Genomic DNA, 15,400 nt, shown 5'->3' on the forward strand with positions numbered 1-15,400 from the left:
GGCGGGCGGGCTCGGTCAGGTGAGGTAGCGGTAGGCCGGGGAGCCGGGGTCGAGCCGCTCGCAGTTGATCGGCGAGTCGGCGATCCGGCGCAGCAGCGCGTCCAGGCAGTCGGCGGCGCCGAGTTCGATGCCGACCAGCGCGGCGCCGGTCTCCCGGTTGTTGCGCTTGACGTACTCGAAGACGGTGATGTCGTCGTCCGGGCCGAGCACCTCGTCCAGGAAGCGGCGCAGCGCCCCCGGCTCCTGCGGGAAGTCCACCAGGAAGTAGTGCTTGAGCCCCTGGTGCACCAGCGAGCGCTCGATGATCTCGTTGTACCGGGAGACGTCGTTGTTGCCGCCGGAGACCAGCACCACCACCGTCGAGCCGGGCGGCACCGAGATCTCGGCGAGCGCGGCGGTGGCGAGCGCCCCGGCCGGCTCGGCGATGATGCCCTCGTTCTGGTACAGCTCCAGCATGGCGGTGCAGATCGCGCCCTCGTCGATCTGCATGAGCCCGAAGTCGCCCTGGCCGGTGCCGCCGGCCGGGGCCGCGAGCAGCGGCAGCGAGCCGTGCGAGACCACCCGCCCGCCGAACTCGGTGACCGCCGCGAACGGCACCGCGCCGATCCGCCGGACGGCGGCGCCGTCCACGAACGGATCGATCTCCGGCAGCGTCACCGGGCCGCCCGCCACCAGCGCCGCCGTCATCGAGGCCGCGCCCGCGGGCTCGACGCCGAGGATGCCGGTGCGCGGGGAGCGGTCGCGCAGGTAGGTGCCGATCCCGGCCAGGCAGCCGCCGCCGCCGACCGGAACGATCACCAGGTCGGGCGCGGTGTCGAGCTGGGTCAGGAATTCGGCGGCGATGGTGCCCTGCCCGGCGGCGGTGCGCGGGTCGTCGAAGGGCGGGACCATGGTGGCCCCGGTGCTCGCCACGTCGTCGGCGGCGGCCGCCGCGGCCGCGTCGAAGTTCTCGCCGACCGCGATGAGCTCGACGAACTCGCCGCCGTGCACCCGGATCCGGTCGAGCTTCTGCTTCGGCGTCGTGGTCGGCACGTAGATCCGGCCGCGCACCCGCATGGCCTGGCAGGCGTAGGCGACGCCCTGCGCGTGGTTGCCCGCGCTCGCGGCGACCACGCCCGCGGCGCGCTCGGCAGCGGTGAGCTGGACCATCAGGTTGTAGGCGCCGCGCAGCTTGTAGGAGCGGACCGCGGTGAGATCCTCGCGCTTGAGGTAGACCGTCGCACCGGTGAGCGCCGATAGCCGCGGGCTGTGCTGCAGCGGCGTCGGCTCGATGATGTGCCGAATGCGTTCCGCGGCGCTGTCGATCTCGGCAGCGGTCAGTGCCGGATGCGCGATGGACGTGGGCTCGAGTACCGGAAGCGGATTGGACACCCGGTCCATGGTGCCACCAGGCGCGCGTACCGCGCGCGCCGGGTGGCGGCCGTCCGGGCTGGTCAGCGCGGTTCGAGTACGAAAACCGGAATTTCCCGGCTGGTCTTCGTCTGGTAGTCGGCGTAGTCCGGCCAGACCGCGACGGCGCGCTCCCACCAGGCGGCCTTCTCGTCGCCGGTCACCTCGCGCGCGGTGTAGTCCTTGGTCTCGGTGCCGTCGCGCAGTTCGACGTGCGGGTCGGCCTTGATGTTGAAGTACCAGACCGGGTGTTTGGGGGCGCCGCCGAGCGAGGCCACCACCGCGTACTCGCCGCCGTGCTCGACCCGCATGAGCGGGGTCTTGCGCAGCTTGCCGGATTTGGCGCCGCGGGTGGTCAGCAGGATGACCGGGACCCCGCGCAGCGTGGTGGCCTCGGTGCCGCCGGAGTTCTCGTACTGCTCCGCCTGCTCCCGGGCCCAGTCGGACGTGCTCGGTTCGTACTCTCCTGTAAGAGGCATGCAACCAGTAACTCGCACAACGGGCCGCACTGTTCCCGTGACACACGGAACAGAAAAGTTCGGTGGACCGAAAACTTTCGCGCGGTTATGGTGAAGACATGACAGCGGTGCACCCCGATTCGTCCCTTGCCGAGCGGCCGACGGTCCTGCTCGCCGGGGTACCGTGGCCGGTCTTCAAGCTGGAGGCCCTCGCGCTCGGCCTGGTCACAATGCTGATCCTGCTGCTGGTCACCGGCTCGCCCGCGGTCGCGGTGCTCGGCGGCGCCGGGCTCGCCGCGGGCCGCTGGGCGCTCGCCGCGGTGTCACCCCGCCTCCAGCGGTAGCCCCGCCAGCTCACCGCGCGCCGCCACCCCCAATTTCGGATACGCCTTGTACAGGTGGTGCCCCACCGTGCGCGGGCTCAGGAAGAGCTGCGCCGCGATCTCCCGGTTGGAGAGCCCGCGGGCGGCCAGCCGGACGATCTGCAGCTCCTGCGGGGTGAGCCGGGCGACCGGCCCCGGACCGGCCGCCGGTGCCGCGCCGCCGCCGAGCGCCGCGAGCTCGGTGCGCGCCCGAGCCGCCCAGTGCGTCGCGCCCGCCCGTTCGAAAGCCGCCGCCGCCGGTTCGAGCTGGGCCCGCGCCTCGGTCTTGCGCTTGGCCCTGCGCAGCCACTCGCCGTAGAGCAGCCGGGTGCGGGCCTGCTCCAGCGGGCGCGCCCCGAGCTCCAGCGCGGCGCGGAAGTGCTGCTCGTCGCCGGTGCGCAGGGCGCGGCAGCGCTGCTCCAGCGCCGCCACCCACGGCTGCCCGCCGCGCCGGGCCCACTCGGCCAGCCGCTCGACGGCGTCCCCGGCCCGCTCCGGCTCGCCGAGCCGCACCGCCGCCTCCACCACGTCGGGCAGCGCGCGCACCGCCGCCACGTGGTGCCGCGTCGGGCCCGCGGTGAGCGCACTGAGCCGGTGCAGGGCGCTCGCCACCCGGCCGAGGCCGAGCTCGAGCATCCCGAGCGCGGCATCGGCCCAGGTGGCGCCCGGTGCCATGGCCCCGCCGACCGCCGCGACCGCCGCCAGGCACTCCGCCTCGTCGCCGGTGAGCGCGGCGAGGTAGGCGCGGAAGGCGTGGTGCTGGCTCACCCACTGGCCCAGCCCGGCGTCCCTGGCGATCCGCAGCCCCTCGGCCCCGGCCACCGCCGCCTCGGCAGGGTTGCCACCGAAGAGCTCGGCCTCGGCCAGGAAGAAGAGCAGCGGCGGGAGCAGCGCGATCCGGCCCTGCTCCCTGCACTCGGCGATCAGCTCGGCGGCCAGCTCGCCGACCTGTTCGTCCTGCCCGACCACCAGCCCGGCCCCGCACAGCTGCACCAGGTCGCGCGCGCTGTCCGCGCCGAGCCGCCGCGCCGCGGCTGCCGCGTCCCGCAGGTCGACGGTGTAGGCGGTGCGCAGCGCGGGCAGGACGTAGCCCGCGATCGGCGCGACCGGGTCGCCCTCCGGCAGCGTGAGCTCGGCGAAAGCCGCTGCCACCGCCGTGATCTCGGGGTCGCCGAGGTACCAGGCCGGATGTGCCGCCTGGATCAGGATGCGGGCGGCGCGGGCGGGTTCGCTGCTCGCCGCGGCGCCGAGCAGCAGCCGGTGCGCGGCCGCCGGACGCCCCGCGCCGAACTCGGCCAGCCCGCGCACCACGTCCAGCCGGGCCAGCGTGGCCGGGTCCGGCGCGGCCACCGCCGCCGCGCGCTCGGCGCAGCGGCGGGCGAGGTCGAGCAGCCCGGCCTCGGCGGCGGTCTCCGCGGCGGGCAGCAGCCTGCGTGCCCGCGCCGCGTCGTCGACGCTGAGCGCGGCCGCACGCTCGTAGGCGGCGACCGCGCCGTGGTAGCCGCTGCGGCGGCGGGCCCGCTCCGCGGTGTCCGCCAGGGCCGCGGCGACCGCCTCGTCCGGGCCGGTGGCCGCGGCGGCCAGGTGCCAGGCCCTGATGTCGGCGTTCTCCGGGCCGGTGGCGGCGGCGGCCAGCGCCCGGTGCGCGGCGAGCCGCTCCGGCAGCGGCGCGCCCCGGTACACCGCCGAGCGCAGCAGCGGGTGCCGGAACACCACGCCCGCGGTGCCGGTGCGGATCAGCCCGGCCCGCTCGGCCGGGGTCAGGTCCTCCGGCCCCGCCCCCAGCGCCGCCCCGGCGCGCAGCACCGTGCCCAGGTCGGCGGCGTCGGCCGCGGCGGCGACCAGCAGCAGGGTGCGGGTGGCCGCGGGGAGCGGGGCGACCTGGCCGTGGAAGGCCTGCCGGAGCCGCTGCGGCAGCGGCTGGTCCGGCGCGGCGCCCGGCGTCTCGGCGGCGAGCAGCGCCGGAAGCTCCAGCAGGGCAAGTGGATTGCCCGCCGACTCGACCAGCGCGCGGTAGCGGACGGCCGGTGCGAGCCCGGAGTGGCCTGCGTCGAGCAGCGCGGCGGCGACCTCGGGCGGCAGCGCGCCGACCGGGAGCTCGGGCAGCCCCGGCGCGGGGAAGTCGTCGTCGCCCGCCCTGGTGGCGAAGATCAGGGCGACGCCGTCGGCGTCGAGGCGGCGGGCCGCGAAGAGCAGCGTCTCCGCGGTCGCCCGGTCCAGCCAGTGCGCGTCGTCGACCAGGCAGAGCAGCGGGCCGTCGGCCGCCTCCTCGGCGAGCAGCGAGAGCACCGCGAGGCCGATCAGCATGCGGTCGGCCGGGTCGTGCTCGGCCAGGCCGAAGGCGCCGTCCAGCGCCGCGCGCTGGCGTGCCGGGAGCGCGCCGAGGTCGGCGCCGCGGACCAGCAGATGCAGTGCGGCGAAGGGCAGCTCGGCCTCGGACTCGATTCCGGCGCCGCGCACCGTCGGCAGCCCGGCCGCGGCCGCGTACTCCAGCAGCGCGGTCTTGCCGATGCCCGCCTCGCCGCGCAGCACCAGCGCGCCGCTGCGGCCCGCCCGCGCCGCGGCGAGCAGGGCGTCGATGCGGGCCAGCTCGGCCGCGCGGCCCAGAAGTGCGGTCGGCATCCTCGAAAAGTACCTATAGGCGACCGATTCGGTGCACCCCCCGCCCGCCATACCGTGGTCCACACACCGAGAAACAGCAGGTAGAGGAGAAATCATGAACGAGATCGCGACGCAGTACCTGGCGGCCTGGAACACCACCGACCCGGCCGCCCGCCGGGCGGCGATCGCCAGGGTCTTCACCGCCGACGCCGAATACACCGACCCGCTCATGGCCGTGCGCGGCCACGACGAGATCGACGCGGGCATCGCCGCCGCCCAGGCGCAGTTCCCCGGCTGGGAGTTCCGGCTGGCAGGCGAGCCGGACGGCCACCACGACCAGGTGCGCTTCACCTGGGAGCTGGGCCCGGCCGGCGCCGCGCCGGTGGTGATCGGCTTCGACGTCGCCGTGCTGGAGCAGGGCCGGATCGGCGCCGTCTACGGCTTCCTGGACCAGGTGCCCGCGTAGCTCCCCGTCGAACCCCGAGGAGGTTCCGTCCTGCCCCGCAGTACCCGGGGCTGCGCCGGGCCTCAGCGCACCAGTAGCGCCACCGGCAACCGGTCGAAGATCTTCTCGAGGTGGGCCCGCCCCTGGAAGGTCTCGCCGGTGAGCCGGTCGGTCCAGACCCCGGGCGGCAGGTCGAGCACCGTGTCCGCCCAGCCGGTCTCCTTCAGCTTCACGCTGTGCCTGGTGGCGGCGACCAGCACCTCGGGCAGCCTCCCCGGCTTGCCGCGGCCGTAGCAGATGAGGTGCCCGGCCTGCTCGCCGATGGCGTGCATCGGCAGGTAGCTGCCGCCGACAAAGCACTCCGGGCGCTCCCGGCGCAGCCACAGCGCGTAGGCGACCACCCACATCTTGGCCGCGCCGGTGGGGTCGAGCGGCGGGGTGGTCTCCAGCATCTGCAGCATCCCGGCGCGCACCATGAAATCGACCGGACGCCGGTTGTCCGGGTCGACCAGCGAGTCCTCCCAGAGCTCGCAGCCCTGGTAGATGTCGGGGACGCCGGGGCCGCAGAGCTGCAGCAGCTTCTGCGCCAGCGCGTCCGACCAGGCGTGCGGGGCCAGCTCGTGCACCAGGTCGTTCAGCCCGGAGCCGACCGGCCCGTCGATCACCGCGTCCAGCCAGCGGTGCACCGCCGTCTCGAACTCGGTGTCCGGGTCCTCCCACGAGGTGCGGGTGCCCGCCTCCCGGATCGCCTTCTCCGCGTACTGGTGGATGCGCTCGCGCAGCCCGGGCACCGACGAGGCCGGGCGGCCGTCCGCAGGCCAGACCCCGAACATGTTCTGCAGCAGGAAGAGCGCGGTCGCGCCGTCCGGGCTCGGGGTCGCCTCCTGCCAGGCCCGCACCCGGCGCGCCCAGGTGTTGCCGACCTGCGAGAGCACCCCGATCCGGGCCCTGACGTCCTCGCCGCGCTTGGTGTCGTGGGTGGAGAGCGTGGTCATCGAGGAGGGCCAGCGCGTGGCCCGCTCGCTGTTGGCCAGGTGGAACTCGTTCACCGAGCGGGCGAACCGCGCCGGGCTGCCGCCCACCTCCTGCAGCGAGATCAGCCGCACCGCGCGGTAGAACATGGCGTCCTCCACCGCCTTCGCGGTCATCGCCCCGCACACCTGGTCGAACCGGATCTGCGCCTCTCCGTCCCTGGCCAGCGCGGTGACCAGCACCTGGAGCGGCGCGGTGAGCTCGGCATTGCGCCGCTCCACCTCCGCGACGACGGCGCCGGTCATCCCGGCCAGCGGGCTGTAGTCGGCCCGGTAGACCGGCATGAAGGCGAGCACCTCGATGGTGGCGTTGGTCAGCGCCATGGTGTCGAAGCCCGGCGCGTCGGCGTCGTGCTTGATCGCGGCGACCAGCCTGCGCACCTCGGGGGAGAGGATGGTCTCGGCCACCGCGCGCTTGATCCGGTGCTCGGTCTCGCCGATCCAGGAGCGGTCGCTGCCGTGCCCGGTGAAGCGGCGGGAGAGCTCGGTGAGCGCGGGCTCGCCCGCCGGGTCGATGAGCACCCCGCCCAGGTCGGCGAGGGCGTCGTAGCCGGTGGTGCCGTCGATCGGCAGCGTCGGGTCCAGCGGCTCCCGGTTCGCCAGGATCTTCTCGATCAGCAGCAGCCGGTCCGGGCCGAGCAGTTTCCGCAGCCGGTGCAGGTAGCCGATCGGGTCGGCGAGGCCGTCCGGGTGGTCGATCCGCACGCCGTCGATCAGGTCGTGCTCGCACCACGCCGCCAGCTCCCGGTGCGTGGCCTCGAAGACCTCAGGATCCTCCTGCCGCACCGCGGCCAGCTCGCTGACCGCGAAGAACCGCCGGTAGGTGCAGACCCCGGACTTCCAGCTCACCAGCCGGTAGTGCTGCTTGTCGTGGATGCGCAGCGCGTTGTCGCCGTCGGTGCCGGGCGCGATCGGGAACCGCATGTCGTGCAGGCTGAGCATCGGCTCCGGGCCGGAGCGGTCGACGCCGAGCGCGGCCGGGTCGTTCTCGCCCTGCAGGACGGGGAGCGCGAGCCGCCCGCCCGCGCCGTTGCCCTGGCTCCAGTCGATGTCGAACCAGTGCGCGTACTGCGACTCCTTCCCGTGCCGCAGCACGTCCCACCACCACTTGTTCTGCCTCGGGTCGCCGACCCCGACGTGGTTCGGCACCAGGTCGACGATCAGCCCCATGCCCCTGGTGCGCACCTCGTCGGCGAGCGCCTTGAGCCCGGCCGGGCCGCCGAGCGCCGCCGAGACCGTGGTCGGGTCGGTGACGTCGTAGCCGTGCGTCGAGCCGCGCACCGCGGTCAGGATGGGCGAGAGGTAGAGGTGCGAGATCCCCAGCTGCTGCAGGTACTCCGCGATGGACCTGGCGTCGGCGAAGGTCAGCGCGTCCGGCCGGAGTTGCAGCCGGTAGGTGCTGCGCACCGGCCGCCGGGCGGGTTCCCGGCGGCGCGGGGTGGGGTCGGTGGTGTGCGTCGCGGACTCGGTCATGAGCGTCGGTGCCTCAGGAGGGGTCGGTGTGGCGCAGGACGAGCAGGCAGCGAGCGGGGACGGCGAGGGCGTCGCCCGCCTCGAGGACGGCCGCCGACTCACCGGTGGGCGTGGAGCAGTCGAGCACCACGCTCCAGCCCAGCCCGTAGTCCGGGCCGGGCAGGGCGAATTCGATCTCTTCATCGTGTGCGTTGAAGCAGAGCAGGAACGAATCGTCGGTGATCCGCTCGCCGCGCGGCCCCGGCTCCGGGATGCCCGCACCGTTGAGATACACCGAGAGCGACTTGCCGAAACCGCTGTCCCAGTCCGCCGGGGTCATCTCCTCGCCCGCCGGGGTGAGCCAGGCGATGTCGCGGGCGTCGTCCCTGTTGCGGATCGGGCGCCCGGCCAGGAACCGGCGGCGCCGGAAGATCGGGTGCTCGGTGCGCAGCGCGATCACCCGCCGGGTGAAATCGAGCAGCTCGGCATTGGTCTCCGCCAGCGACCAGTCCATCCAGGAGAGCTCGGAGTCCTGGCAGTAGACATTGTTGTTGCCGTGCTGGGTGCGGCCCATCTCGTCGCCGTGCGCCAGCATCGGGGTGCCCTGGCTGAGGACCAGGGTGGCCAGCAGATTGCGCCGCTGCCTGGCCCGCAGCGCGAGAATCTCGGGGTCATCGGTCGGCCCCTCGACGCCGCAGTTCCAGGAGCGGTTGTGGCTCTCCCCGTCGCGGTTGCCCTCGCCGTTCGCCTCGTTGTGCTTCTCGTTGTAGGAGACCAGGTCGTTCAGCGTGAAGCCGTCGTGCGCGGTGATGAAGTTGATGCTCGCGCTCGGCCTGCGGCCGGTGGCCTCGTAGAGATCCGACGAGCCGGTGAGCCGGGAGGCGAACTCGCCGAGCGTGGCGGGCTCGCCGCGCCAGTAGTCGCGCACGGTGTCGCGGTACTTGCCGTTCCACTCGGTCCAGAGCCCGGGGAAGTTGCCCACCTGGTAGCCGCCCTCGCCGACGTCCCACGGCTCGGCGATCAGCTTCACCTGGCTCACCACCGGGTCCTGCTGCACCAGGTCGAAGAAGGTGGAGAGCCGGTCGACATCGTGCAGCTCCCTGGCCAGGGTGGCGGCCAGGTCGAAGCGGAAGCCGTCCACGTGCATCTCCAGCACCCAGTAGCGCAGCGAGTCCATGATCAACTGCAGGGTGTGCGGGTGCCGGACGTTCAGGCTGTTGCCGGTGCCGGTGTAGTCCATGTACTTCGACGGGTCCTCGTCGACCAGCCGGTAGTAGGCGGCGTTGTCGATGCCGCGGAAGGCGATGGTCGGGCCCCTGTGGTTGCCCTCGGCGGTGTGGTTGTAGACCACGTCGAGGATCACCTCGATGCCCTCCTCGTGCAGCGCCCGCACCATCGCCTTGAACTCGGTGACGGCGGCGCCCGCGCGCGGCATGGCGGCGTAGTCGGCGTGCGGGGCCAGGTAGCCGAAGCTGTTGTACCCCCAGTAGTTGCGCAGCCCCTGGTCCAGCAGCACGGTGTCCTGCAGGAACTGGTGTACCGGCATGAGCTCGATCGCGGTCACGCCGAGGCTCTTCAGGTGCTCGATGACGGCCGGGTGCGCGATGCCGGCGTAGGTGCCGCGCAGCTCCTCCGGCACCGCCGGGTGCGTCATGGTCATGCCCTTGACGTGTGCCTCGTACAGCACCGTCTCGTGGTACGGGGTCTTCGGGGCGCGGTCGTTGCCCCAGTCGAAGAAGGGGTTGATCACGACGCAGGTCATGGTGTGGCCGAGCGAGTCGAGGCCGTGCGTGTGCAGCGAGGGGTCGCCGTCGAACTCGCCGTCGAACGCTTTGCCGTACGGGTCGAGCAGCAGTTTGCTCGCGTCGCAGCGCAGGCCGCGCTCGGGATCCCACGGGCCGTGCACCCGGTAGCCGTAGCGCTGGCCCGGGCCGAGGCCGGGCAGGTAGGTGTGCCAGACGTAGCCGTCGACCTCGTCCAGCGGAAGCCGGGTCTCCAGCCCGTCCCGGTTGATCAGGCACAGCTCGACCCGCTCCGCGACCTCGGAGAAGACCGAGAAATTCACCCCGGCGCCGTCGTAGGTGGCGCCGAGCGGGTACGCCGTGCCCGGCCACACCCCCAGCGGCGCCACCTCGGCCAGGGCGGGAGCGGGGGGACTGTCGCCGGCCGGCGCTGAGTCGAGCATGGCACCGACAGTAGTGGCACCGGGCGGGTCCGGGATGCCAGGTCGTGACCATCACAGGGGCCGCGGACTTGAACAGCGTTCAAGGTACCGTGCCGCTATGGACCTCGACCGGCTGATCACGCTCGACGCCGCCCACGTCTGGCATCCCTACGGTGGCTTTCCGGCGAGTACCGAGCCGCTGCCGGTGGCGTCGGCGTCCGGGGTGCGGCTGCGGCTCGGCGACGGGCGCGAGCTGGTCGACGGCATGAGTTCGTGGTGGGCCGCCATCCACGGGTACCGGCATCCGGTGCTGGACGCCGCGCTGCTGGCGCAGGCCGGGAAGATGAGCCACGTCATGTTCGGCGGCCTCACCAACGAACCGGCCGTTCGCCTGGCCGAGCTGCTGGTTTCGCTGACGCCGGCCGGGCTGGAGAAGGTGTTCCTCTGCGACTCCGGGTCGGTGTCGGTGGAGGTCGCGGTGAAGATGTGCCTGCAGTACTGGCGGGCCGTCGGCCGCCAGGAGAAGCGGCGCCTGCTCACCTGGCGCGGGGGGTACCACGGCGACACCTTCACCCCCATGAGCGTCTGCGACCCGGACGGCGGGATGCACTCGCTGTGGACCGACGTGCTGGCCGCGCAGGTGTTCGTCGGGCCGCCGCCGCGCGAGTACGACCCGGCGTACGTGGCCGCGCTGGACCGGGCGCTCGGCGCGCACGCTCACGAACTCGCCGCTGTCATCGTGGAGCCCGTCGTCCAGGGCGCGGGCGGCATGCGCTGGCACCATCCCCGCTACCTGAGCGACCTGCGCGCGCTCTGCGACCACCACGGGGTGCTGCTGATCTTCGACGAGATCGCCACCGGCTTCGGGCGCACCGGGACGCTCTTCGCCGCCGACCGGGCGGGGGTCGCGCCGGATGTGCTGTGCCTCGGCAAAGCGCTGACCGGCGGGTACCTCACCCTCGCCGCCGCCCTGTGCACCACGCGGATCGCCGAGACGGTGAGTGCCGCGCACGGTGGGCTCATGCACGGGCCGACGTTCATGGGGAACCCGCTGGCCTGTGCCGTCGCCGTCGCGTCGGTGGAGTTGCTGCTCTCCCGGGATTGGGCGGGCGAGGTCTCCGCGATCTCCGCCGGGTTGCTGGCCGGGCTCGCGCCGCTGGCGTCGCTGCCGGGGGTGGTGGATGTGCGGGTGCTCGGGGCCATCGGGGTGGTGGAGCTGGAACGTCCGGTGGATATGGCCGCCGCCACCGATGCCGCTGTGCGCGAGGGGGTTTGGCTGCGGCCGTTCCGGAACCTGGTTTACACGATGCCGCCGTTCATCAGTGCTCCGGAGGAGGTGGCGGCGATCGCGCGGGGGATCGGCGCGGCGGTGCGGGCGTCCCTGCCGTGAATCTGTAACATGCTTCCCGGCAGTTGATTTCGTGTGCAGTACGGTTCGCCGGATCTGCCTCCGGTGTTCCGGAGTTGCACGGACTGCGCGAGCTCCATTGCTCCGCCGCTTCACCGCACAGCCGACGCTCGCGGTCGGCCCTTGCTGGTTCTCTGCGTAGTTCGACAAGATTGGAGTAGCCGGACCATTGCCGTCGCCACCCAGGATCGGCACCCCGCCGCGGTGGAACGAGCCGCAACCACCCCTCCTGCCGGATGCGCCTCTCGCCGAGCATCAGGTCCTCAGCCAGTACGGCCGCGTGCATCGCCGAACAGGCCAGTACGAGTTCCGGGAGATGCCTCGATTCGACAATCGGCTTCCTGCCGAATTCGAGATCTCGATGCAGATGGGACAGCTCTCTCCGGACGAGATCGGAATTATTGTTCGCGGTCTGACCCCGCCGAAGCGGATCAGGGAACTGGAACGGGTCCGCTGGTTCCGGGTCGGGGACCTTCGCTCCGCGGGATACGTGGTCGTACGGAGTCCGGGTCGCGGGGTCCACGTCAGCGTCTGGGGTGGTGTCGAAAAGCCGGATCGTGGCGATCTCTCGGTGAACAAGTCGTGGTGGTACGACAGCGGTCGTGCCAAACTGAGAGCGTTGGCTATCGGGATCGGAGGTGATCCGAAGTGAGAGAAACGTACACGTGGCTGCGGGAAGTGCCGCTCCGCGCGCCTACCGTGCTCGGCGAGTGGGACGGCGTCGCGAACATTCTGCTGTTCCCCATCCCGAGCGGTGCGCTGCTGTGGTGGATGTTCGAGGACCACGCCGGCGCCTCGCTCGGGGCATTCGTGCACCTCACCGATCACGAGGCCCAAGTGGTCTTCGAGCACTCCGGCGCGGATGCCGGGCTGCTGGAGCCGGTCCGGGAGACCCTGACCGACCCCAATGCCGTGGTCTGGTCGATCACCGAGGGCACGCGCCCGAAGGTGGCGCCCTTCCGCGTCGTGCCCTACGCGGACGAGGAGGCGTTCACGGAGATGCTGTGGAACGCCGCGGAGGCGACGATGGAGCCACTGGCGGAGTTCGCCGAGCAGGCGTACGCGCTGCATCTCACCGCCTGCTGATCCGTCTCACGCGGTCCAGGGCGGGACGATGCCCTGCGTCTCGCCCGCGCGGTAGGCCTGCGCGCCGGCCGGAGCCGTCGCCACGGCCGTGAGCCCCCACGCCCCCGCCGTGATCTGTCGCGGGACGTCGGCCGGGAGGACGGCGGTGTCGCCGGGGGCGAGCGTCACCTTCTCGGTGCCGAGGGTGATCTCCGCGCCGCCGTCGAGGACGGTCCAGATCTGCTCGACGTCGATGCGGTGCTCGGGGCCGGCGGCGTGCGGGGCCATGCGGACGCGCCAGAGCGCGGAGGCGGCGTTGCCGAGGGTGGGGGAGGCGAGGGTGGTCATGGCGCCCGCCGGGGTTTCGGTGTGGCGGGCCTGGTCGCGGGTGATGACGGGCATCGGGTGCTCCTGCAGGTAGTCAATGTGGTTGTCTTGTTGGGCAATGGTCAACCATGTTGTCTATCCTGTCAAGGTGAACTCCTTCGAGCTGCCGCTGCGCATGCTGCTCGCCTTCCGCTCGGCCGTGGACGAGGTGCACGCGGAGCTGGCCGCGCACGGGCACCCGGAGATCCGGCCCATGCACGGCTTCCTGTTCCAGGCGGTGCTGCGGACCGAGGGGTGTACGGCGGCGGAGCTGGGGCGGGTGCTCGGGATCTCCAAGCAGGCGGCGGGGAAGCAGGCGGAGGCGCTGGAGCGGCTCGGGTATCTGCGGCGGGAGGACGATCCGGCGGACGCGCGGCGCAAGGTGTACCGGTTGACGGCGCGGGCGGACGAGGTGCTCGCCCGGTCCGAGGCGGTGTTCGACCGGGTGCGGCGGGAGTGGGCGCGAGAGCTGGGAGCGGGGCGGATCGGTGAGCTGGAGCGGGACCTACGGGTGCTCGCGCCCGGCGAGCTGTTCCGGCTCGACGTGCCGGGGTGGTTCGCCCGCTGAACAGCCGGGCGGCGGGCGTCTGCTCGCCCCGGTTTCCCCCGAGCGCGCCTTGAACGGCGTTCAAGTATGCTCCCGAGCTGTGAATACCGATCCGCTGAGCTGGCTGGACGACCGTGCCTCCGAGCGGGTCGCCGCCGGGTTGCGCCGGGAGCTGCGGCCGCGCGCCGCGCGGGCCGCGGCCATCGACCTGGCCTCCAACGACTACCTGGGGCTCACCCGGCACCCCGAGGTGATCGCGGGCGCGGTCGCGGCGGTGCGGCGCTGGGGAGCGGGGTCGACCGGGTCGCGGCTGGTCACCGGGACCACCGACGAGCACATCGCGCTGGAGCGCGAGCTCGCGGGATTCACCGGGGTGGAGAGCGGGCTGGTCTTCGCCTCCGGGTACGCCGCGAACCTCGGGGTGGTGACGGCGCTCGCCGGGCGGGACGCGCTGGTGGTCTCGGACGCGGCGAGCCACGCCTCGCTGGTCGACGCCTGCCGGCTCTCCCGGGCCCGGGTCGCGGTCGCGCCGCACGGGGATGTGGACGCGGTGGCGCGAATCCTGGCGGCGCGCACCGAGCGCCGGGCGCTCGTGGTCACCGATTCGGTGTTCAGCGCGGACGGCGATCTCGCACCGCTCGCCGCGCTGCACCGGGTGACCAGGGCCGCGGGGGCGGTGCTGGTGGTGGACGAGGCGCACGGGCTCGGGGTGCGGGGGCGCGGCGGGCGCGGGCTGGTGCACGAGGCGGGGCTGGCCGGGGAGCCGGATCTGATCGTCACCGCGACGCTCTCCAAGGCACTCGGGGCGCAGGGCGGGGCGGTCCTCGGGCCCCGGCGGGTGCGGGACCACCTGGTCGATGCCGCGCGGACCTTCATTTTCGACACCGGGCTCGCCCCGACCGCCGTCGGCGCGGCGCGGGCGGCGCTCGGCGTGCTGCGCCGCGAGCCGGAGCGGGCCGCCGCGGTGCTGGAACGGGCGGGGGAGATCGCGCGGATCGCCGGGGTGCCGGAGCCGCCGTCGGCCGTCGTGTCGGTGGTGCTCGGGGAGGCATCGGTGGCGTACGAAGCAGCGCTGGCCTGCCGGGAGCGCGGGCTGGATGTCGGGTGCTTCCGGCCGCCGACGGTGCCGGAGGGCACCTCGCGGTTGCGGCTCACCGCGCGGGCCGATCTCACCGACGCCGAGCTGGGCGTGATTCGCGAGGTGCTCGCGGACGTGCTGGCAGCGCGGCGACCGCGGGAAGAGGTGCCCGCGTGAGTGGCGCGGAGCCGGTGCGGCGCGCCGGAGAGACCGAGGCGAGCACCCGCGAGCCGGGTGCCGGGCCGACGAAGATCGTGCGGGCTGCCGGGGCGGAGACCACCCCGAGCCTCGAGTCGGAGGGCGCCGCCCGGGCGGTTGACAGGCGCGCCGCGCAGGAACCGGCGAACCGGAGCCGGGCACCGTACGCGCACAACGGGATTCTGCTGGTCACCGGCACCTCCACCGAGGTCGGCAAGACCGTAGTCACCGCCGCGCTGGCGGCAGCGGCGCTGGCGGCGGGACGCACCGTCGCGGTCTGCAAACCCGCGCAGACCGGCGTCACGGCGGGCGAACCCGGCGACCTGGCCGAGATCACCCGGCTCAGCGGTGCCACCCGAACCCTCGAGCTGGCCCGCTACCCCGACCCGCTCGCCCCCGACACCGCCGCTCGCCGCTGCGGCGCACCCCTGCTCACCCTCGGCGAAACCGCCGCCGCCGTCGGAGAACTCGACGCCGACCTGGTCCTGGTCGAGGGCGCGGGCGGACTGCTGGTCCGGCTCGGCGACTTCACCCTGCTCGACCTGGCGCTCCGGCTCGACGCACCGGTACTGGTCGTCGCCGCGGCCGGCCTCGGCACCCTCAACCACAGTGAACTCACCGTGCGCACGTTGCGCGCGGCGAACGTCCCCTGCGCCGGGCTGGTGATCGGATCCTGGCCGGAGCAGCCGGATCTCGCGGCGCGGTGCAATCGTCACGACCTGCCCCGCGTCACCGAGGCGGGGCTCGTCGGCGCCGTTCCCGCCGGAGCGGGAAACTGGGACCGCGCCCGCTTCACCGCGGCCGCAGCCGGCTGGTTCGGCTGAGCGGCCGCCCGC

At 73.3% G+C, this 15,400-nt stretch carries 13 protein-coding genes; 7 read left to right on the top strand and 6 right to left on the bottom strand.

What is annotated here, in order from left to right:
• Window positions 1-15: 15 nt before the first annotated feature.
• Together ilvA and LTT61_RS26910 are read right to left on the bottom strand one after the other, a co-directional pair.
• Complete coding sequence (gene ilvA / locus LTT61_RS26905) at window positions 16-1,380, bottom strand: threonine ammonia-lyase IlvA (protein WP_233016802.1); 1,365 nt, start codon at window positions 1,378-1,380, stop codon at window positions 16-18.
• A gap of 53 nt (window positions 1,381-1,433) precedes the next feature.
• Window positions 1,434-1,868: a nitroreductase family deazaflavin-dependent oxidoreductase gene (locus LTT61_RS26910; protein WP_233016803.1), complete on the bottom strand. Its 435-nt coding sequence runs from the start codon at window positions 1,866-1,868 to the stop codon at window positions 1,434-1,436.
• A 98-nt stretch (window positions 1,869-1,966) separates the two neighbouring features.
• Here LTT61_RS26910 and LTT61_RS26915 point away from each other — a divergent pair, with 98 nt between their 5' ends.
• Window positions 1,967-2,191, top strand: a complete 225-nt coding sequence (locus tag LTT61_RS26915) for a hypothetical protein (RefSeq protein ID WP_233016804.1) — start codon at window positions 1,967-1,969, stop codon at window positions 2,189-2,191.
• Here the strand turns inward: LTT61_RS26915 and LTT61_RS26920 are convergent.
• Complete coding sequence (locus tag LTT61_RS26920; protein WP_233016805.1) at window positions 2,171-4,831, bottom strand: helix-turn-helix transcriptional regulator; 2,661 nt, start codon at window positions 4,829-4,831, stop codon at window positions 2,171-2,173. The two genes, LTT61_RS26915 and LTT61_RS26920, sit on opposite strands and share 21 nt — an antisense overlap.
• A gap of 94 nt (window positions 4,832-4,925) precedes the next feature.
• Here LTT61_RS26920 and LTT61_RS26925 point away from each other — a divergent pair, with 94 nt between their 5' ends.
• Window positions 4,926-5,276, top strand: coding sequence for a nuclear transport factor 2 family protein (locus LTT61_RS26925; protein ID WP_233016806.1), 351 nt, complete (start codon window positions 4,926-4,928; stop codon window positions 5,274-5,276).
• 62 nt (window positions 5,277-5,338) lie between these two features.
• On the opposite strand, the gene treY is transcribed toward LTT61_RS26925, so the two are convergent.
• A complete protein-coding gene (gene treY / locus LTT61_RS26930) occupies window positions 5,339-7,759 on the bottom strand; it encodes a malto-oligosyltrehalose synthase (RefSeq protein WP_233016807.1) in 2,421 nt (806 codons plus the stop codon).
• 13 nt (window positions 7,760-7,772) lie between these two features.
• The gene (gene glgX, locus LTT61_RS26935) at window positions 7,773-9,923 is read right to left on the bottom strand and encodes a glycogen debranching protein GlgX (protein WP_233016808.1); all 2,151 of its coding nucleotides are present in this window, start codon (window positions 9,921-9,923) and stop codon (window positions 7,773-7,775) included.
• Between the two features lie 97 nt (window positions 9,924-10,020).
• On the opposite strand from glgX, the gene LTT61_RS26940 reads away from it, so the two are divergent.
• Together LTT61_RS26940 and LTT61_RS26945 are read left to right on the top strand one after the other, a co-directional pair.
• Window positions 10,021-11,292, top strand: coding sequence for an adenosylmethionine--8-amino-7-oxononanoate transaminase (locus LTT61_RS26940; protein ID WP_233016809.1), 1,272 nt, complete (start codon window positions 10,021-10,023; stop codon window positions 11,290-11,292).
• Between the two features lie 666 nt (window positions 11,293-11,958).
• Window positions 11,959-12,396, top strand: a complete 438-nt coding sequence (locus tag LTT61_RS26945) for a hypothetical protein (protein WP_233016810.1) — start codon at window positions 11,959-11,961, stop codon at window positions 12,394-12,396.
• Window positions 12,397-12,402: 6 nt separating this feature from the next.
• Here LTT61_RS26945 and LTT61_RS26950 read toward each other — a convergent pair whose 3' ends face one another.
• On the bottom strand, window positions 12,403-12,777 hold the full coding sequence (locus tag LTT61_RS26950; RefSeq protein ID WP_233016811.1) for a cupin domain-containing protein: 375 nt from the start codon (window positions 12,775-12,777) through the stop codon (window positions 12,403-12,405).
• Between the two features lie 73 nt (window positions 12,778-12,850).
• On the opposite strand from LTT61_RS26950, the gene LTT61_RS26955 reads away from it, so the two are divergent.
• From LTT61_RS26955 to bioD, 3 genes are all read left to right on the top strand, one after another.
• Complete coding sequence (locus LTT61_RS26955; RefSeq protein ID WP_233016812.1) at window positions 12,851-13,309, top strand: MarR family winged helix-turn-helix transcriptional regulator; 459 nt, start codon at window positions 12,851-12,853, stop codon at window positions 13,307-13,309.
• Between the two features lie 79 nt (window positions 13,310-13,388).
• Entirely contained in the window at window positions 13,389-14,543 is a 1,155-nt protein-coding gene (locus LTT61_RS26960) for an 8-amino-7-oxononanoate synthase (protein WP_233016813.1), read from the top strand.
• 200 nt (window positions 14,544-14,743) lie between these two features.
• Window positions 14,744-15,388 (top strand): dethiobiotin synthase, encoded by a 645-nt coding sequence (bioD, locus tag LTT61_RS26965; RefSeq protein ID WP_233021219.1) that lies wholly within the window; start codon window positions 14,744-14,746, stop codon window positions 15,386-15,388.
• The last annotated feature ends 12 nt before the right edge of the window (window positions 15,389-15,400 follow it).

The organism is Nocardia asteroides (assembly GCF_021183625.1).
Classification (GTDB): domain Bacteria; phylum Actinomycetota; class Actinomycetes; order Mycobacteriales; family Mycobacteriaceae; genus Nocardia; species Nocardia asteroides_A.